Annotated in this window: 17 protein-coding genes; 5 read left to right on the forward strand and 12 right to left on the reverse strand. The window is 41.9% G+C overall.

Translation table 11 applies throughout. The features are described from left to right. Window positions 1-57: 57 nt before the first annotated feature. From AC1DUD_RS25700 to AC1DUD_RS25710, 3 genes are all read right to left on the reverse strand, one after another. On the reverse strand, window positions 58-783 hold the full coding sequence (locus AC1DUD_RS25700; protein WP_477379807.1) for a DUF2490 domain-containing protein: 726 nt from the start codon (window positions 781-783) through the stop codon (window positions 58-60). Window positions 784-939: 156 nt separating this feature from the next. Beyond that, on the reverse strand, window positions 940-1,965 hold the full coding sequence (locus tag AC1DUD_RS25705) for a hypothetical protein (RefSeq protein ID WP_477379809.1): 1,026 nt from the start codon (window positions 1,963-1,965) through the stop codon (window positions 940-942). Between the two features lie 10 nt (window positions 1,966-1,975). Continuing rightward, window positions 1,976-3,697: a glycosyltransferase family 39 protein gene (locus AC1DUD_RS25710; RefSeq protein WP_477379811.1), complete on the reverse strand. Its 1,722-nt coding sequence runs from the start codon at window positions 3,695-3,697 to the stop codon at window positions 1,976-1,978. A 150-nt stretch (window positions 3,698-3,847) separates the two neighbouring features. Between AC1DUD_RS25710 and AC1DUD_RS25715 the strand changes: the two genes are divergently transcribed. Then, the gene (locus AC1DUD_RS25715; RefSeq protein ID WP_477379813.1) at window positions 3,848-4,327 is read left to right on the forward strand and encodes a DinB family protein; all 480 of its coding nucleotides are present in this window, start codon (window positions 3,848-3,850) and stop codon (window positions 4,325-4,327) included. Here the strand turns inward: AC1DUD_RS25715 and AC1DUD_RS25720 are convergent. From AC1DUD_RS25720 to AC1DUD_RS25760, 9 genes are all read right to left on the reverse strand, one after another. Further along, complete coding sequence (locus AC1DUD_RS25720; RefSeq protein ID WP_477379815.1) at window positions 4,324-5,637, reverse strand: hypothetical protein; 1,314 nt, start codon at window positions 5,635-5,637, stop codon at window positions 4,324-4,326. The genes AC1DUD_RS25715 and AC1DUD_RS25720 overlap by 4 nt on opposite strands. Before the next feature lie 14 nt (window positions 5,638-5,651). Then, on the reverse strand, window positions 5,652-7,160 hold the full coding sequence (locus AC1DUD_RS25725; RefSeq protein WP_477379817.1) for an FAD-binding protein: 1,509 nt from the start codon (window positions 7,158-7,160) through the stop codon (window positions 5,652-5,654). A gap of 2 nt (window positions 7,161-7,162) precedes the next feature. Then, entirely contained in the window at window positions 7,163-7,522 is a 360-nt protein-coding gene (locus AC1DUD_RS25730; RefSeq protein ID WP_477379819.1) for a Bor/Iss family lipoprotein, read from the reverse strand. A 133-nt stretch (window positions 7,523-7,655) separates the two neighbouring features. After that, window positions 7,656-8,771: a cyclopropane fatty acyl phospholipid synthase gene (cfa, locus tag AC1DUD_RS25735; protein ID WP_477379821.1), complete on the reverse strand. Its 1,116-nt coding sequence runs from the start codon at window positions 8,769-8,771 to the stop codon at window positions 7,656-7,658. 91 nt (window positions 8,772-8,862) lie between these two features. Further along, window positions 8,863-9,411, reverse strand: coding sequence for an REP-associated tyrosine transposase (locus AC1DUD_RS25740; protein ID WP_477379823.1), 549 nt, complete (start codon window positions 9,409-9,411; stop codon window positions 8,863-8,865). A gap of 179 nt (window positions 9,412-9,590) precedes the next feature. Next, on the reverse strand, window positions 9,591-10,613 hold the full coding sequence (recA, locus tag AC1DUD_RS25745) for a recombinase RecA (protein ID WP_477379825.1): 1,023 nt from the start codon (window positions 10,611-10,613) through the stop codon (window positions 9,591-9,593). A gap of 210 nt (window positions 10,614-10,823) precedes the next feature. Further along, complete coding sequence (gene nth / locus AC1DUD_RS25750; protein ID WP_477379827.1) at window positions 10,824-11,585, reverse strand: endonuclease III; 762 nt, start codon at window positions 11,583-11,585, stop codon at window positions 10,824-10,826. A gap of 242 nt (window positions 11,586-11,827) precedes the next feature. After that, entirely contained in the window at window positions 11,828-12,022 is a 195-nt protein-coding gene (locus AC1DUD_RS25755; protein WP_121234147.1) for a hypothetical protein, read from the reverse strand. 271 nt (window positions 12,023-12,293) lie between these two features. Then, complete coding sequence (locus tag AC1DUD_RS25760; RefSeq protein WP_090534404.1) at window positions 12,294-12,878, reverse strand: RNA polymerase sigma factor; 585 nt, start codon at window positions 12,876-12,878, stop codon at window positions 12,294-12,296. A 506-nt stretch (window positions 12,879-13,384) separates the two neighbouring features. On the opposite strand from AC1DUD_RS25760, the gene uvrA reads away from it, so the two are divergent. The 4 genes from uvrA (at window position 13,385) to AC1DUD_RS25780 (ending at window position 20,459) form a co-directional block, all read left to right on the forward strand. Then, window positions 13,385-16,279 carry an excinuclease ABC subunit UvrA gene (gene uvrA / locus AC1DUD_RS25765; RefSeq protein ID WP_477379830.1) on the forward strand — a complete coding sequence of 965 codons (2,895 nt, stop codon included), beginning with the start codon at window positions 13,385-13,387 and terminating at the stop codon, window positions 16,277-16,279. Between the two features lie 212 nt (window positions 16,280-16,491). Further along, window positions 16,492-18,780, forward strand: coding sequence for an IPT/TIG domain-containing protein (locus AC1DUD_RS25770; protein ID WP_477379832.1), 2,289 nt, complete (start codon window positions 16,492-16,494; stop codon window positions 18,778-18,780). 188 nt (window positions 18,781-18,968) lie between these two features. Further along, window positions 18,969-19,562 (forward strand): glycoside hydrolase family 19 protein, encoded by a 594-nt coding sequence (locus tag AC1DUD_RS25775; RefSeq protein ID WP_477379834.1) that lies wholly within the window; start codon window positions 18,969-18,971, stop codon window positions 19,560-19,562. Between the two features lie 99 nt (window positions 19,563-19,661). Continuing rightward, window positions 19,662-20,459 carry a Fic family protein gene (locus tag AC1DUD_RS25780; protein WP_477379836.1) on the forward strand — a complete coding sequence of 266 codons (798 nt, stop codon included), beginning with the start codon at window positions 19,662-19,664 and terminating at the stop codon, window positions 20,457-20,459.

Raw genomic sequence — 20,459 nt, forward strand, 5'->3', positions numbered from 1 at the left:
CTTTTTTATGTACTCACTTTTTTGAAATCATCTCCCTCGGAGAGGATTTAAGTGAAGTTAAAACCTCGTATAAAAAGCCACCTGCGCTACATGGTTTACCACATAGGCATCGGCTTGTTTAATGTACTGGTTAAGATAACCAGCTTCGGCATCAAATGATTTGCTGAAACGGTAACCAACGGCTACATAGGCACGGTTCTGATCAAAAAAATGCTTGTTTACTTTGTTTTTGTTTTGCACGTTTACAAAGGCCTCGTTTTGCAGGGCGAGGAAAGTACCTTCAGTAAACACGTCAGAATCAGGTTTCATTGGGATCACTGCACGGGCAAAATACCTGAAACGCTGGGCAAAATAGCGGTCATTCTTATTATCGGCAGTATTACCTAAAAAGCGTTGTTCCAGCCTTAACCGGTGTGCCAGTTGTATGTGTTTGGTAAGCTTATGGGTATAAGTGTACTGCTGCCAGATGCGGTGTTCCGGGCGAAAAGTTGTTTCGTTGCCAGGAGTACGGCCATAGGTAGCTATATAGGCATAACCTAAAGCCCCCACTTTATTTTTAGCAAAGTAATAATTAGCCGAAGGACGAAGCAGGATATGTTTAAGATAACTCACCTCATCATGTGAGCGCAATTGCCCGTCAAACGAATAGCCCCAATGTTCGGATAATTTATGGCTATGAAATATAGCCGCCCAGCCCGAAAATTGATTGTCTTGTGCAAGCAGCCTTGCAGGTGCCGCCAGCAGTAGTACTGCAAAAATTAATAGTTGTTTTTTTAATTGCATGGATATTATATGTGTTGTTATAAAGGTTAACATTTATTACAGAGACGCATTACATGCGTCTCTTTCAAAGACTGAAATTTGCAGGATCTGTCTTTAAAAACTCAGAAGTAGTGGTAGACAGGCAACCATTCACCTAATCAACTTACTCTCCACTCACTAATCTTTAAACCTCACCAACGTCTGGCGGCCCAGGTCAACCGTTACCCTGAATGCCTCCTGGTTACTGCTGTAGCCCGGCGTTTGGTGCAGGCTCAATATAAACTGTCCTTTTACACGCTTGTATAAAAACGGCGTGTAAATGATATCAAGGCGGTTATAGGTCTTCTTTTCAAAAAAGGAATCCCCATAAATAATATGGCTGCCCTGGCCTTTGTAAAATTCATCAAACAAGGCAAAACGTTTCCAGCTTAAATAGGCATTGGCCACAAAGCCGGTAGGTGTCCTGAAACCATCAACACCACGCACCCGCTCAAATGATGTCATGGCACCAGTCTCAATAGATAACGAATCTAAAATGGTTTTATGACTGAAGTCCAAACCTAATCTTATTTGTCCGCCGCCGTTATCCTGGATATGATCATTAGGTAGCAGCACTTCGGCGCCCGCATCATGCATCAGCAAAAAATAATGGCTCACATAAAACGGACCTGTCAAGCTTGGACGGTATTTACCCGAAAAACCGAACAGGAACTGCTCGCGGTCGGTAACGGTTTGGCGGCTTACCCAGTCAATCCAAACCGTTTCGGTCAGGTGATCATTGTGAAAACGCGTAAGCAAACCCTCAACGTTGGGGCGATAGTAGCGCAAAGTATCGTTCAATAACGCCCGCGGATAATCATCCAGTAAACCTTCCCGCGGGAAAGCACCGGCATTGAACAACCAGTTTTTGCCGGTAAAGCTGTAATAAGCAACCGGGTTCACTTTTAAAAAGTATGGTTTTGCGCCAAACTCGTGAATGCCGTTAACACCTACAATAAAGTGGTTCAGGCTGTCAATATTTAACCCAAGGTCGAGCGCGGTACGTACGCCCGAATAGGTACGCGAGCGGGCCACGAAGTCCTTATACTCGCGGTTATCCATAAAACCCAAACCATTAAAATGGATATCAAGGCTCCCCTGTGCAAGGGCGGCGGTAGTGGTTATGATCGAAAAAAGAACTAAAAGGTATATGCGTTTAAACATAGCTGATTTATTATTTTACTGTAATGTTGATGCTCTTGCTATTGCGGCCGCCAAAAAACGGCTCGGTACGAAGTGAAAAAATAAGTTGATATCTCCCCGGCTGCTCCGGTGCTGTTACGTTGAATTTAAAATGCGTGCTCTCGCCTGGCTTCAGGGCTATATTATGAAAAGAATCATCAGCCTTTTGATTGGAGATCTGATCAGTCTTTTTAAAGAAACAGGCTTCAAAAAACACAGGGTGCTTTTGATCTTTATTGCTGAAATCTATGGCGAAGGGATAAGGGTTTTTAACTGTAAGATCAAAATCCACCTTTTGTCCCGGACTAACCGTTTCTTTATTTGAAGGTAATTCAAACTCGACCCGCTGATAGGTGCGCGTATCATCAACCCAGCCGCCATACCACTTACCTGCAAATACATTAATGGAGTCGGTGGTTACACCTGGTAGCCAAACATCCAATACGTAATAAGTTTTTTTATGCTGAATACTGTCTTCTATCGGCCAGATATCGTACTGGGTGCGGCGATAATGCCGCGAATCATAGGCCAGTCCATGGGTTGTATTATTATAAAAATTGTATTTGGAAGGATCCTGAAAGCCTTCGTAAAAAATCACATAATTATCGCCCGCTTTTTGTTTGATTTGATGTGCCCACTCCTTAAACCCAAAAAAGCTTTTCATGGCATCTATTTTAAGCAAAAACGGCGGCCCCCAGATAATGCAGATACGGACAAGCAAAATCAAACTGGTATTTATTATCGCTAAACGGTTAAACCAGGCAGGCTTCCCTCCCGGTTTGGCGAAACTAATCAGCACCAGCATGCTTAGCGGCACGTAGGCAATGAGTGTCCAATGGAGTTGAACTTCACCTTTAAAAGATGTAAGAAAAAAGAACAGCAAAATACCCACACTGTTTACGAGTAAGGTGCGGGTAAAAACATCCTGGATCTTGCTTGTAAATCCTTTGTAAAACAAAAACCAGCCAATCAGCGGTCCTGCCATTAATAATTGACCAAGGGGATATAGGTAAGTATTATCCAGCTGATAATCATCAGCCGAACGCTCATTAAGGTGATAACTTATCGATGGATAATCATGGTTCACCTGCCAAATAATGTGAGGAGCGTATAAAGCTAAGGCCAATATCACGATAGCATAAAACGACCCGCGCTTCAATAGTTTAATGTTAGATGCCAATGTGAAAGCAACCAATAAAATACCATGATACTTACTATACAGCAGGCAGGCAATCACAACACCTAAAATAATAGCCAGCTTAAAGCTATCCTCTTCAATATATTGCTGATAAAAATACAGGAACAGCACAGTGAAGAACAGCAATGGCGCATCGGGCGTGGTGGTAAAACCGTAAATATGGAATACGAAAATACCCGAGACCACCAATATGAAGTTAATAGCATCAACTTTATACCGCTTTAACATCACCCACATGAGGTACAACGACGCAGTAGTACTGATCACCGTAAAAAACCTCACACCAAATTCATTATGCATGAGACTGTAGCCGGCCTTAATGAAAACGGCCACCATAGGTGGATGATCGTAATATCCCCAATCTAAAAAGCGTGAATACACCCAATAGTAAGCTTCATCGGCATGAATCTCGAGCGTAAATGCCTGTACGGCATTTAGCAAAGCCCACAGCAGTAAAAAATAAATTATTGGCTTATTATATTTTACCGGTGCGCTATTTAAAGAGGTATCCTGCATTAAAATGGATGAGTAAATGAATGGGCAAAGGTATGATAAAAGATATAAGCCATAAAACGTTGGCGGCGGCGATATGATAATTTGACGAAAAACATACCACAATCTTCATAATTTAGCGTAGTTATAGAAGCGTAACCCCTCCAATATAAAATGAAACAAGAATTTGAGGTTATCAAAAAACCACGCCTGATGCTGCTTAATGTTGTTAAAGACCTTACCCCCGAGCAGCTTAACCATATCCCCGCCGGCTTCAACAACAACCTGATCTGGAACCTGGCGCACCTTATTTCGGGTCAGCAGGGTATTTGCTATACCCGTGCAGGCGTGCCTATTGTGGTGGATGATAAATATTATACCCCCTATCGTCCAGATACCAAACCACAGGGCTTTATTAATGCCGATGATATAGCCGAAGTTAAAGAACTACTTATTTCGACAATTGACAAACTGGAGGAAGATTATCATGCAGGCATTTTTGCAAACTATCAACCGATGACTACCCGCTACGGCGTCACGCTGAGCAATATTGAAGAGGGCATCCGTTTTCTGCCTTTTCATGAGGGTTTGCATGTGGGCTATACCATGGCGTTGAAAAGAGCGGTTTTGGAAGAGATCAGTAAGCTGGTTTAGTAAACTATCTTACTAAACGGAATGCCCACGGTTAACCCCACAACGGTTTTATTGAAAGGCAGGCGGGTATCTTTTAATGAATTGTTCATGTCCTGAAGTAAAAGCTGCGCTTCAAAATTTATGGCGGGCACACCTTTTTTATCAATCAAAACAATGGGGATACCTATAATAGAGTTGAGCACCTTATACGTTCCCCAGTTTTTCTCGATCCGGAAGCTCAGGCCTACATGCGAGGTTGAAGGGATGTAAACCAACTTACCTGCCGCAACCGGTGTTATGAAGTTTTTATATTGGCCTATATACCTGTTACCTTTATTTATGGTAACAGCGTTGATCCCATCGTTCCCCTGCGCCCCTGTTACATCAGCACTGAATAATGAACCGCTTTGTACGGAGTTATTCACAAAGCCCTTGCCTGCAAATGTTAAAAAGAACCGGCCCAATTTTGGGCTCTCCCAAAAGCGGGTATGGCTTATAAATAATTCGAGGGGATAATTATAGTGTTTATTAACCTGTGCATTAACATCACTGCTTACCATAAACTTTTGGGGTATAACCGGGATATAAACGCCCAGGCTTGTCCAGTTATCGGTCACCAGATCATAATTAGTCGTGTTAACCATAAGCTCCGATTGCTGTTCAGAAAACTTCTGCAAATAATCCGCCCGAAGTGTTGCGTAAAAAGTTTTCCGGAGTTTGCTTTTAACTTCGTTAAGATTTTGTCCCGGCACTTCATCCTGCTTTAAAGCATTGAGGGATTGCTCAAACTCTTCAACTTTTTTATTGATACTTTGGGCAAGCGTATGTACCATTAACGCCCGTGCTGCATCCATTTCCTTTTTAAAGTTTCCGTGGGCTGCATAATGGGTCGTGGGTTTCCCCATCCACGTTTTTTGAATGGTAAAGCCAAGCTGGTTATCAAAATATCTGTTTGTCAACTTAGCTGCATAAGCGTTGGCGATATTTACGCGTGCACCAACAACCACGAATGATCGCACCCAATCGTCACTATCTACAGGTTGATGAAAATTATGATTAATGCTGATCATCCCTTCCGCAGCATTGATATTCACATAATTTTTATAAAGTGAAAGATCCTCATTACCGGAGAGGTAGGAGCTTACTTTATTCGACAGGAAAATATTCATGGCCTTGTTAGAGATCAGCATCCCCTGCCCATTACTGTTAGGCCAGTTGGTAACTTTGCTGTTTATACCTTTTATCTCATCGATGATCTGCCCGGAGGTTTGTGCTTTTAGCCCCACCGTTGCGCTGCACAAAAATAGCAGGCAATAAATCACAGTTTTCAAACAACTTCGATATGTCAGGCCAGCCCCCATTGCTGTGTAATTTGATTGGTGAAAACTTTCTGGCAATCGGCGTTGAGCAGGGTTTTACGGGCATTGATCCAACGGGTGGCAGCGTCACCGTACATTCTTTGAATACGTTGAGGGGTAACCTCATTCGCTTTCCCCCAATGAAAAGTAAAAGGAATATTTTCGTGCTCAAGCATTAGCCATACCTGGGTATAAAAGGCGTAAGTTTTATCGGACAGCGGTGCATCCAATTCCATAATACAAGTGTGCTCAAAACGCGTAAAGCCCAATGTAGCTTTGGTTTGCTTAACAAACCTGAATGAAAACACGCCGCTGAAAGGCCCTATATCTTTATTGATCTTCAGCATCAGGTCGGCAACCCTGGGCGAAAGCTCCGACGGGAAGCCAATTGCAGAGCTCAACAATTTACCTCTTAAAGTGGTATTGCTAAAAATTTCGCCGAGCGTGCCAAAATGAGGATCAGTATTGGTCGTCATACTGGTATTCAATACCTTAGTAACCACAATTGGGACCAAAGCGGGAATCGCATCAGTAATAGTACCTATAAAACTGGCAGCATCATCCCCCGGCCCAATCCCTGCCGCATTATCAACCGGCGGCTGATAATTGGTACGATATGGCCGCTTGTACATAGTAGTTACGAACGCACCTTTATCCAGATCATACGGGTTAAGCAGTACCGAAAAGTGAAACGGGCGCTCGTTACCGCATGGCAGCTTATTGGTATTACTAAAATCCAGCGTTTCCATCATGCCCTTCAGCTCAGTATCGTAAGGCAATCGTTGCAGATAAGTTTCTAACAAAAACAGGGGTTCTGTTTCCATCAGTACGCCGTGTATGATACCAAAGCTGCCGAAACTTACTAATGCGGCATTGAAAAGTTCATCGTCCTGTACCAACTCGGTTTGCAGCAAATCCATAAATTTTTGTGCTACTACCGGTGCCGATGCCCTTTCCAGCCAGATATGTCTGTCGGGACTAACCACAATATGTAGCCCTACTACAAAATCAGGTGTTGCGCCAAAATCAAACGCCGAACCATGCGTTCCCGTGCCAACTGCACCGGCTATAGTTTGTCCGTTGCTGGCACCGGAAGTTTTAAGCGATAAGCCCCTGTTTTTCAGAAATGCGCCAAGTTCCCAAATGCCGTTACCGCTTTGTGCAAAAAGTAAATGATCCTTGTTACCCGGATACGCCGGATTCACCGCCGTATCCGCTACGGTAAACCTTGTATTAAGCGGCTTGGTATCCAGCATTACACCATCTTTAACTGTCGCTATCTTTGTCCAAGACCAGCCTGCGCCTAATGACCGCAAGGGCGTATTGGTGGCAATAGCTTCTTTTATAATATTTTGCAGCCCTTTGGTAGCATCATTGTAGCTGTCAAGCGCATCAAGACTGGCTTCGTTGCCCAATTCATACAAATCTTTAATTTGTTCTGTAAAAGTTTCATGCCGGTTCTCCCAGCTGCTAACTCCTGTTTTAATAACTTTCATAGCTACTTTCCAATTACGCCTTCTTTGGCACAGGGTTTACCACATTTCCACTCTACCCTTGCAGGGCTCCAGATACCTAAAGTGATCACTGTAAGGAGTGAATAACCGAAGTTATTTTTCACAGTAACTTCAGCCATTCCATTTACGCCAAGGGAATCACATATAGGGGTAACTATTCGCTTAGGACTTTGAATAGCTCCCCAAAAAAAGAAATTTACATTTTGGTGCGATACTTCCGTGCCGGCCTGGGCCTTGGTTTCAATCCGGGCTGTGTAACAACTGCTTAACATTACCGGAAGCAACAGGATGGGTACAAGTTTTCGATAAAAACGGACAGACCGGTTCAGATAGGATGGCATCATAAGGCAAGTATTTAGGATTTTACTGAATAGAAATAAAGTAAATCTAAATACCTGATTTTCAAATAAGTAAAAACACGCTTATTGAATACGTATTTTTACGCCATTTTTGAAGTGCATTTGAAGAGCAGTATTTTTATCTTATTGATTTGTATAATCCCAAATGTTTGGGTTTGGTTAAAACAATATGCCACAAATGATTTTTCCTTGAACGGAAGGATGCAGCACTGGCGCTAAGGTAGTAACGCCACATGCGATAAAAGGTATCGCCATATTTGTCACTAAGCTGCGGCCAGCTCTGTTCAAAGTTTTTACGCCATTCCATACAGGTGCGATCATAATATACCCCGAAGTTGTGCCAGTCTTCAAGGATAAATAAACCCTGCCATGCAGTTGAGAGCTGTGCTGCAGACGGCAACATACCATTAGGGAAAATATATTTATCAATCCAGGGATCGGTAACTTTGGTAGAATAGTTGCCACCGATAGTATGCAGCAGAAAAATACCATCGTCGGTTAAATTTCTGGCAACAGTTTCCATGTACGTTCTGTAATTACGATAACCTACGGCTTCCAGCATAGCGATAGATACTATCCGATCGAACTTTTCATTAACATCTCTGTAATCTTCCAGCCTGATTTCAACCGGTAAGCCTTTATTAATTTCGCGCGCAAGTACTGCCTGTTCTTTAGAAATAGTTAGACCAACTACCGACACGCCATATTTTTCAGCGGCATACCTGGCAAAGCCACCCCAGCCGCAGCCAATCTCTAACATTCGCATGCCTGGCTCCAATTTCAATTTACGACAGATTAAATCAAGCTTGGCTTCCTGGGCTTCATCTAAAGTTTTGGCGTTTTCCCAATAAGCACAAGAATACATCATGCGTTTATCAAGCATTTGCTCAAACAGATCATTGCCAATATCGTAATGTTTATGTGCAACTTCTATAGCCTTTGATTTGGTTTGCTGGTTACCAAATTTTGCTTTCAAAAAATATTTAAGCGTATTTAAATCGCGGGGAAGCGCTTTATCAATGCGGTGATATTGCACACGGAAAAAGAACTCATCCAGGGCTTCACAATCCCACCAACCTTCCATATAAGCTTCACCGAAGCCTAATGAGCCCCCGGCCAGCAAACGATCATACAATTTAGGATTGTGTACCTGTACATCCCAGGGATTGGTACCATTCATGGTAATACCTCCCGCAGCAAACATATTTGTAACAATCTCTTTTGATGATCCCATAGTTATATAGATAATTTTGCCGATAAATATACACATCTACCGCGGGTTTAGCGTAGCGTAACCCGTGGGTACCATGATTTAAGCTTCCAGCTTAAATCATCAATTCGATATCAATTAAACCCTTATCATCAGCATAATCCCTGGCACTGCTATACAGGAAATGTTCCGGCTTATCAACCCAACCAGTAACGACAGGATTATTATTCAAATAGTCAAGCTTTTGATCAATCATCTTATCACCAAACAATTCTATGGGATGGTTACCAGCCTGCCAAAACTGATAATGTTCGTCACCCGGGTTTTTCCGGCCTTCGCGTTCAAAGAACCAAAGTAGCCAGTCGCGCCTGCTCTCCTGCAAGTTCTCCTCAATTGCTTTGATAATGGTTTTAGAAGTGTGTCTTTTGATATCCCTTAAAATATCCTGCATCGGTTTATCCGTGGTTCCGATAATTAAATGCACGTGGTTGCTCATGATCACCCAGGTATATAACTTGAGGCCTTTGTTTTTGATACAATACTTCAGGCTCTCAACCAAAATATCTTTGTATTCAACTCTGGTGAATACATCGATCCATTGTACAACAGTGAAAGTTACAAAATAGGGAAACTCCTGGTTATGGAATTTATAATTGCGGCTCATGATTTAGGTTATGGGTTTATTTAAGCTGGAAGCTTAAATTGTGCAATACCACAGGTTACGCTGCGCTAAACCCGCGGCAGATGTCAAATGTTTATATTTCATTTACAAAAAAAGCCCCCCTCGCGGGAAGCTCTTCTCATATATAGATTAAATCACTTTAAAAATCAGTGCAACCTTGGTTACACTTCTTCCATGCTTTCGCCGGTTACAGTTTCGCGGATCTTGCTTTCCAGTTCTTCCTGTAGTTCGGGGTTATCAAGGATCAGTTGTTTAACCGCATCACGACCCTGCCCTAAACGGGTTTCGCCATAGCTGAACCATGAACCTGCCTTTTTAATAATATTGTACTCAACACCCAGGTCAATGATCTCACCTGCTTTTGAAATACCTTCGCCAAACATAATGTCAAACTCGGCTATACGGAACGGAGGGGCAACTTTGTTTTTAACGATCTTAACTTTTACACGGTTACCTGAAACCTCGTCTGTATCTTTAATTTGTGAGATCCGGCGTACATCCAAACGTACCGAAGCATAGAACTTCAATGCGTTACCGCCTGTTGTAGTTTCGGGATTACCAAACATAACACCGATCTTATCGCGCAGCTGATTAATAAAAATACAGCAGCATCCGGTTTTGCTGATGGTACCGGTTAGCTTACGCAATGCCTGCGACATTAAACGTGCATGTAAACCCATCTTTGAATCGCCCATTTCACCTTCGATCTCGGCCTTTGGTACTAATGCAGCAACAGAGTCGATAACTAAAATATCAATAGCGCCTGAGCGGATCAGGTTATCGGCAATCTCGAGAGCCTGCTCGCCGTTATCCGGTTGAGAGATCAGCAGATTTTCAACATCTACACCTAATTTCTTGGCATAAAAACGGTCGAAAGCATGCTCCGCATCAATAAAGGCTGCAATGCCACCTTTCTTTTGCGATTCGGCAATGGCATGGATAGCCAAAGTTGTTTTACCTGATGATTCAGGCCCGTATATCTCAATGATCCTTCCTTTAGGCAAACCGTTAACTCCCAAAGCAATATCAAGCCCTAATGAGCCTGTTGATATAACTTCAGTTTGCTCAATAACGGAGTCGCCCAATTTCATGATGGTACCTTTACCGTATGATTTTTCCAGCTTATCTAATGTAAGCTGTAATGCCTTCAATTTATCAGCGCTATTTTTATCTATGTTAGCCATCGTATTATTTTCTTCAACAAATATAATTACATTTTTTACAATTACTAATTTTTTTAGTAATTTTTATTCACCCGTCGTTGCGAAGTACGAAGCAATCCCCAACTATACAGGGAAACCAGCATAGCTACTCTGCTATTTGGGGATTGCTTCGTACCTCGCAATGACGCTCTTAGATTTAATGAGGAAAGTTAACCAGCATTAGCTTAGCAATCAAATCTCTTTCTCCACACTCCGCTTCTTCAATTCCTTACTTATCGTATTGAGTGCCTTTTTCTTTTTAGCTTCTTTGGCCTTCTTAACTTTAGCGGCTTCAGCCCGTTGCAGCGCGGCTTCGGTATTGTTCCGCTCGTAATACCGGCAAAACCAGGTAAGCGGACAAACATCACATTTGGGGCTGCGCGCCAAACAAATATATCGCCCGTGCAGTATCAACCAGTGATGCGCAACCGCTATATATTCCTTTGGGATATTTTGAACCAGCTGCTTTTCAACAGCCAGGGGGGTGCGGGCACTGTTGGTTAAGCCAATACGGTTAGCTACCCTGAAAACATGGGTATCAACAGCCATAGCTGGTTCTTCAAAAATCACCGAGGCAATTACATTGGCTGTTTTACGGCCTACGCCTGGTAATTTTTGCAGGTTTTCAATCCCGGCGGGTATTTCGCCGTTAAAAACATCTATGAGCATTTTGCCCATGCCTACCAGGTGTTTGGCTTTATTATTAGGATAACTTACTGATCGGATATAGGAAAAAACCTCGTCGGATGTTGCAGCAGCCAGGTCTTGCGGGGTTGGGAAACGCTCAAACAACGCAGGCGTTACCTGGTTGATCCGCTTATCAGTACATTGTGCTGAAAGAATAACAGCCACCAATAACTGAAACGGATTATTGTAATGTAGCTCAGTAACCGGGTTTGGCTGGTTTTTAGAAAAATAATCAACAAAATGGCGGTAGCGTTCGGCTTTTAACATTAGTTCACTGGTTCATTTGTTCATTAGTTTACTGGTGCTTTGCATATGGCAAATACATTTTATAAACTACTTTCCAAAACTATCAAACTTTTCACCAATGAACGAATGAACCAGTGAACTACTGAACTATCTTAAAATAGAAAGGTTCATAAATCATTCATTGGGTTTAGGTTTTCGATTCGCATCAGCAACCTTCTCAACAATTATGATCTATGAACCAGTGGGGGAATCCGCAATAGCGACTAACGTAAGCTTTTTGAATAATCCAGGATCTGGTGTATGGTTTGTACTTTGGGTTTCCTGACCAGCAGGTCCAAGTCGGCGCGAATTGAATTGTAAAAAATCACTTCGTCGGCATCCAGATTTTCTTGTGCATTCCTGTTCATTTCAGCTTCGTTAGCTAATGCATTTAACGTTTTTGTAAAGGTTTCATCCATAAGCTTATTTTACTATAATTTTTATATGGTTTATAACGGTGGCTTAAAGATAATATTTTGTTAAATGAAAATTAAATGAAATTTTTATTTAACGAAATTAATGGCTGCAGGCCCTGAATTAGCATATTATAACAGTAAACAACTTTATATCAATCACTAATGAAATTATATCAAAATTTTGTTCAAAAAATAAGGTTAGGATATTATTGTTTGATTTAACCTAAACAATAATATCCTAACCTTTTATTTCTTATTGCCGAACGGCAAAAACCTAATTCTTCAGGCTAAGTTCCTTGCTCTGCATCATTTTGCGGAGATTATTAAGCGCGTAACGCATGCGGCCAAGCGCGGTATTGATACTAACATCGGTAATGTCGGCAATCTCTTTAAAGCTCATGTCGCCAAAGTGACGCATAATAAGCACCTCTTTCTGCTCTGACGGAAGCAGTTGGATCAGCGCTTTAAGGTCTTTATGGGTTTGATCCCTGACCATTTTGTCCTCGGTACTTTCATCGTAATTACCAAGCACTTCAAAAATGTCAAAATCATCGCCATTGCTGATCATTGGCGCGCGCTTTTCACGGCGAAAATGGTCAATCACCAGGTTATGTGCAATTCGGGTTACCCAAGGCAAAAATTTACCTTCTTCGTTGTATTTACCGGCTTTAAGGGTGTTGATCACCTTTATAAATGCATCCTGAAAAATATCTTCAGCAAGGTATTCGTCTTTTACCAGTAAGTAAATAGAAGTGTATATTTTTGATTGGTAACGCCTTATCAATTCTACTAAACCGGCTTCGTCGCCGGCTACGTATAGATGGATTAGATCCTGATCACTCTTCAATTGAAAATCCATAGAAAGTACTACTTAAACTTAATTTTTAGTTAAAACCTTTTAAAGTAAAGTGTATTCTATAGCGTGCTCCTTAGGGGTTAAAGATTTGTTTCCTCAAATAAAATAAATTATTGACAAAAAAACAAATAAAATTTTTTTTAAAAGCTCAACTTTACTATTTAATCGGCAAAACCGTTCGTTAAACAATCATTTATTTGGTTAGCTCTCTTTAGACTAATTTTTAATACCGAAGGTTTAATCATTCACCAAAATAAATTTTTTAAAAAGAAGTTGTTAAAACAACATTAAACTTTAAAAAGTCAGCAAACTGTAAACTCCAATAATTCACGTAGTTTAATCCAATAAACAATTAAAACTCATTTGGATTCTGCTAAATATTTTAGGATTTTTGCATTCCGAAAAGTTCATGGTTCATAGATCATGGTTCATGGTGTAAATTTTGCCATCAACCAACCAAATTCATGGCTATCTTCTATAAACCATCAACTTTGAACTAATTCAACAGAATGAGTAAAGAAGCAGAAAAAGATCCGCAAAAACATATTATCATAAAAGGCGCAAGGGTACACAACCTTAAAAACATTGATGTGGCTATCCCCAAAAACAAACTGGTGGTAGTTACGGGTATGTCGGGTTCGGGCAAGTCATCGCTTGCTTTCGATACTTTATATGCCGAAGGCCAGCGTCGTTATGTGGAAAGCCTTTCGTCATATGCGCGCCAATTCCTGGGCCGTATGAATAAGCCTGATGTTGACTATATTAAAGGTATTGCACCTGCTATAGCTATCGAGCAAAAGGTGATCACTTCCAACCCTCGTTCAACAGTTGGTACATCAACCGAGATCTATGATTACCTGAAACTGCTTTTTTCACGCATCGGTAAAACCATATCGCCCATATCAGGCAATATCGTAAAAAAGGATTCGGTTACCGATGTGGTAAATTTTGTGCTTTCACTTCCTAATGAAACCCAGGTAACCATTCTTGCGCCCCTGCATCCGCACAATAACCGCAGTCTTAAAGAAGAGCTTGCAGTATTAATGCAAAAAGGTTTTGTTCGCGTTGAATATAATGGCAAGCTTTCGCGTATCGAATCTTTATTAGAGGATGAAACAGTAGAGAACGTTCCTTTAATGGCGGCTGAACCGGTAGTGGAGATCAAAAAAACCAAGGCGAAAAAAGCTGCTGCGGAAGCCCCGGAAACCGACCAGCAAACCGCTGTACGCATTGTTGTTGACCGTGTTACCAAAAACGAAGAGGACGAAACCGTTAGCCGTTTAGGCGATTCGATACAAACTGCTTTTTTTGAAGGTAAAGGCGATTGTTTTGTCCGCTTCCAGGAACCAGATGGCGAAACAGAGCATGAGCGCTTTTTTTGCGACCGCTTTGAGCTTGACGGACTTAAATTTGAAGAACCTACTCCAAACTTTTTCAGTTTCAATAACCCTTACGGCGCCTGCAAAAAATGCGAAGGTTATGGCAAGGTAATTGGCATTGATGAGGATCTGGTTATTCCCGATAAAAGCAAATCTATCTACGAGGGAGCCATTGCCCCGTGGCGTGGTGAAAAAATGCGCGAATGGAATGATGCCCTGGTAAAACATGCTTTAAAATTCGATTTCCCTATTCATCGCCAATACAACCAGCTAACAGAAAAAGAACAGCGCCTGCTATGGACAGGTAATAAATTTTTCCGTGGCCTTGATGAATTTTTCAAGGAGATGGAAGAGCAAACCTATAAGATCCAGTACCGCGTTTTGCTATCGCGATACAGGGGCAAAACTACCTGCCCGGAGTGTAAAGGCAGTCGCCTGCGGATAGATGCCTCTTATGTAAAGATCAGCGAAAAATCAATTACCGATGTTGTGCTGATGCCACTGGATAAGGCATTTGAATTTTTCAAATCACTGGAACTAAGCGAAACCGATGCAAAGATCGGTAAACGCCTGCTGATGGAAATAACCAACCGTCTCGGCTTTTTAAACGATGTAGGTTTGAGCTATCTAACGCTTAACCGTTTGTCAAATACATTATCGGGCGGTGAATCGCAGCGCATCAACCTGGCCACCTCATTAGGCAGCAGCCTGGTGGGTTCGGTTTATGTGCTGGATGAGCCAAGTATCGGTTTACACCCGCGTGATACCCAGCGACTGATCACTGTATTAAAATCCCTTCGCGATGTGGGCAACACCGTATTGGTTGTTGAGCACGAGGAAGAGATCATGAAAGCGGCCGATCATATCATAGATATCGGCCCTGAAGCCGGCACCCATGGCGGCGAATTGGTTTTCACCGGCACTTATAATGAAATTATAAAAGACGATAAAAGCCTCACCGGCAAATACCTGAGCGGCCGGGAAGAAATTGCTATCCCTGCAAGCCGCCGCAAATGGCACGATTTTATTGAAATCAAAGGTGCGCGCGAAAACAACCTGAAACACGTAAACGCCAAGTTCCCGTTAGGAGTACTTACTGTTGTTACCGGCGTATCCGGCTCGGGTAAAACCAGTTTGGTAAAACGCATCCTTGCCCCTGCCGTTCAAAAAGCATTAGGCAATTATTCGGGCGAGCAAACAGGTTCATACGATGCCATTGATGGCGATTATGGCAAAATTGAACAGGTTGAGATGGTTGATCAAAACCCGATAGGCCGTTCATCGCGCTCAAACCCGGTTACCTATGTTAAAGCATGGGATGAGATCCGTAACCTGTATGCCGGCCAACCGGCGGCAAAAGCTGCGGGGTTAAAACCATCTGCATTTTCATTTAATGTTGAAGGCGGTCGCTGTGATGTTTGCCAGGGCGAAGGTGAAGTTAAGATAGAGATGCAGTTCATGGCGGATATCTTTCTTACCTGCGAAACCTGCGGAGGCCATCGTTTTAAACAACACATCCTTGATATCCAATACAAAGAAAAAAACGTATCGGATATCCTGAACATGACCATTGATGAGGCTGTGGAGTTTTTTGCCAAAGAGCCTAAGATCATTGCCAAAATAAAACCGCTGGTTGATGTTGGCCTGGGATATGTACAATTGGGCCAGTCGTCAAATACCTTATCGGGTGGTGAGGCGCAGCGCATCAAGCTGGCGTCATTCCTTGTAAAAGGCAATAACACCAATAAAACGTTGTTTATTTTTGATGAGCCTACTACTGGTTTGCACTTTGCCGATATAAAAAAACTGCTAAAATCATTTGACGCCCTGCTCGATCATGGCAATACCATTATTGTTATTGAACATAATATGGATGTGATCAAATGTGCCGACTGGGTTATAGACATCGGTCCTGAAGGCGGCGACCGTGGTGGTAAAGTTGTGTTTGAAGGCATACCCGAAAACCTTTTGAAACAAAAGGACAGCTATACCGGCAAGTTCCTAAAAGAGCGATTTGATGATTAGCATCAATATTATATTTTAATTAAGCTTCTGTAAAATATACTTACATATATAAGAGCAAAGCGTATAAATGAGGCCATTTGTACGCTTTGCTTATGTAACATGTACCTGCGTTTTTACGTATTATAACACCAACTATCTGTATTTAAATAGTTGCGGCAATCTTCCCAAAGCTTATCAACCTAACCCTTATCAATTATCGAAATATCACCAATATGAATATATCTTTACAAACCTCTTTCAAGGCTTCATGTCTTTTGCTTTTACTTGTTGTATTAGGCGTATCCTGCTCCAAATACAAAAAGCCCGAAGATGATATAACAACCAAGCCAACAGCAGCTTTTACCGCAAAAATTGATGATACTGATTATACAATTGATGCGAGTGATTTCTCTTCAATTTACTATAACACAACCGGCGACGATATTAAGGCCCTGCTTACCACGGCTACATTAAACACAAAAGGAAGTAAGATCACTTTTTTTGTTAACGATTTTAAACCCGGCACGGCTGTTATCAACAAAAAAACGGGCACCTCATCAAATCCTGGCAACCCACGTTTAAAGGTTAATGCCATTACCAACTCCGTAGTACAAAGCTATGCGCAATATATCAACGGAGGCAATACTTATTATGCTGTTTCGGGGAGCATTACTGTTTCTTTAAGTGGTAACACGGCTACAATAAAATTCAACCTTACTTTTAAAGATGCTGCAGGTAAGACATTCACAGCTTCCGGGTCATACACAATAAACGATTTTACAACCAATACAAAACCAAAATCGCAAATCATCGACCCAACACCTGTTGTAAGTAAACCGACTATTGAAAATATAACTCCGCTAAGCGGATATGTTGCCGATACCGTTTCCATTACCGGTACCAATTACGGCACCACTTTAACAGACAATGTTGTTAAATTTAATGGCACCGATGCAAAAGTTGTATCAGCTACGGCTACTACCATCAAGGTGACTGTGCCTACCGGAGCAACAACAGGTGTAGTAACCTTGAAAGTAAAAGACAATGAGGTAATAACTGGGCCCGCATTTACCATTTCATCGCCGGCAACCATAACTTCGATAAGCCCAACCAACGGCAGGGCCGGCGATACTGTTACCATTAATGGAACCAATTTCAGCAGCTCAATTGACGGCAATAGAGTTCGCTTTAACAACGCAGGAGCTATTATAATTTCGGCGACTCCAACAAAAATTAAGGTTAAAGCAGCGTTGGATGGCTCAACAGGTAATGTAACGGTATCCGTTGGCTCTTCTGCAGCTGTTACAGGCCCGGTATTTACCTACCTGAACGTTCCGCGGGTACAATTTCTTTCACCTTATCAGGGAAGAGCCGGCGACACCATCAATATTCAAGGTAACTATTTTGCAAGTACATCAGCAGCCAACATTGTAAGGTTTAACGGGATACAGGCAAACACGCTTAGCGCGACAGGAACCAACCTAAAGGTAATTGTACCCCAGGGTGTTACTTCCGGCAGGGTTACAGTAACCGTTAACGGCAAAACATCAACTGATAACGCGCCGTTTACAGTTAATGAGCCATATCCTAATGTTCAATGGCAGGAGATCTTTTCTTCTACAAGTATTCAGAACATTAATATGATGGCTTCCTTAAAGACCGGCTTATTATTTACTGGCAGCTTAAACTCTGGCTATCTCTATTACAGCAGCGATAACCAAACATTCACCAATGTTTATAACAACCTGCCGTTTAACAAAAATAAAAAGCTGGTTATAAATTTGCTAAGCCAGGACGGAACGGCATTTTATGTAACCAGTAACCTTGGTGTAGCCAAATCAACCAATGGCATAAACTGGACAAAACTTAACCCGGATAAAAACGATCCGGATAAAGGTTTTACCGGTATTGTAAGCACCAGCGAAAGGCTTATGCTGGTTTCCGGTTCAACTACGTACACTTCATTAGATGCCGGGGGAGTCTGGACCGCAACCACCAATTCTCAACCTACTCAATTGGATTACTTTATTAGTTTTCCTAACAGCAAATATATATTCGCCATTGATACTGCAAAAAACACCGCATCGCACAACGCTACCAAATTTTACACATCAATTGATAAAGGGACAAGCTGGTATGCTTCAAACAGTTCTTTTACCGGGATCTATCATTTCAATGAGGGATACAAAGACTTCTTTAAAATAACTGATTACAGCGTTTATTGTGCTTTTAGTCCTGTATCAACCCCTGACATAGCTCATCAACGCCTATACCGATCTATGTATCAAGGCGAGTTCTGGACCCTGGTGAGCAATGAAGCATGTAATGTTGTAAAGACAGCTGGTTTGCGTGTGGCTTATGGCAGCAGAACTTTCAACCTTTCAACAAATGATGGCACTACTTTTAAAAGCTTTGCATTACCAGCCGGTTACACCTTGGGCGGTATAGAATTAGGCCCATGGATCTATATCAGCGCCTATAATGCATCTGGTGCACATAAAATATTCCGGTCAAGCTGGTAATCCTTCTTTCATAAAGAATAAAAGCCCTTTAGCCTATAAAGGGCTTTTTATTCTCATTTTGAGCATCTTAGCTCTTTGATATTCTAAACTTGAATATCTATCTTTATCCAACTCTTCTACACCTTTTTAATCTGAAACGTTCGCTTACAGCAATTAACTTTTATTAATAAAACCTAAATTTTGCAGTTATGCCAGGTACAAAAGAATTTTATGACACCATTCGTGACACCATATTTAAAGGTCACATTTCACAAAGCCAGGTTGATGGCATCGAAACCATTTTAAAAGCCACAGCAGATGCCGGCATTACCGATCAGCGTAAAGTAGCCTATATGCTGGGCACCGTTTATCATGAGTGCGCGGGCACCATGCAGCCGGTAAACGAAAACGGCAAAGGCAAGGGCCATCCTTATGGCGAAAAATTTAAAATGGGGGCAGGCCCCGGTCACCGGGTGCCTTATACCACGCCCGATCAGTTATATTATGGCCGTGGTTTTGTACAATTAACATGGTACGAAAGCTATGAAGCTATTGGCAAGCATCTAAATGTCGATCTCCTCAACCATCCGGAACTGGCATTACAACCCGATATAGCAGCAAAGATCATGATTGACGGCATGACCAAAGGCATGTTCACAGGCGTTGGCTTAGGCAAATATTTTGATGACAAACATGCCGACTGGATCAACGCGCGCCGAATCATTAATGGCAATGATCAGGATGTTTTAATAGCAGGCTATGCCAAACACTTTTATAAGGGATTGACTGGTATTGATGCATAGGAAATTAAGTTCGGCTGTTCAAGAGCTAATCTCTTGAACAGCCGAACCTATGAACAACTACATATAAAAACTTATAAGTATTTTCGCGTTGTAGTAACGATGGAAATACTTAAACTGATAGAAAAATACAATGATCTTGGTATAGCCGATGTGATAGATCACGACCGGTTTAAGCTGATCTCTATCGACCATCACTCCACCCGGATAGAAGGATCGACGTTGACTGAGGTGGAAACCCAGGTATTGATCAACGAAGGCCGCACCCCCAATGGAAAACCATTAGAAGAAAGCCTGATGGTAACAGATCATCATGCAGCTCTTCTTTTCACAATCGCAAACGCTAAAGAAAAAAAGGCACTATCTGTAGCTCTGCTACGAAACATCAATGCCTTAGTGATGAAAAACACGGGCAAGGTATACAATACCATGCTTGGCACCATAGATTCCAGTACCGGCGCATTTCGAAAAGGCAATGTTACTGCCGGGATCTCCTATTTTCCAAACTTTGATAAGGTAGAACGCTTAACGACTGATCTCGTAACAAAACTGAATGAGTCTATTGACTCTCCGCTATCTGTTTCTGAGCAATTGAATCTCTCCTTTGATGCTCACTTTAACCTTGTCAGCATACATCCCTACTATGATGGCAATGGCCGGACGTCACGATTATTAATGAATTATATCCAGGCACGATATAGTCTTCCCCTGGCAATTGTGCGAAGTGAAAACAAGGCAGCTTACATCCAGGCATTGATTGATACCCGCCAACAGGAAAACATTGAAATATTCCGCGAGTTCATGGCCGGTGAATATGCCTATTTACTAAACCAGGAAATTGAAAAGTTTGAGGAGATGAAAAAGCCTTCAAAAGGACAAGGCTTCACTTTTCTTTTTTAG

The sequence above is a fragment of the Mucilaginibacter sp. P4_A11 genome (assembly GCF_056402535.1).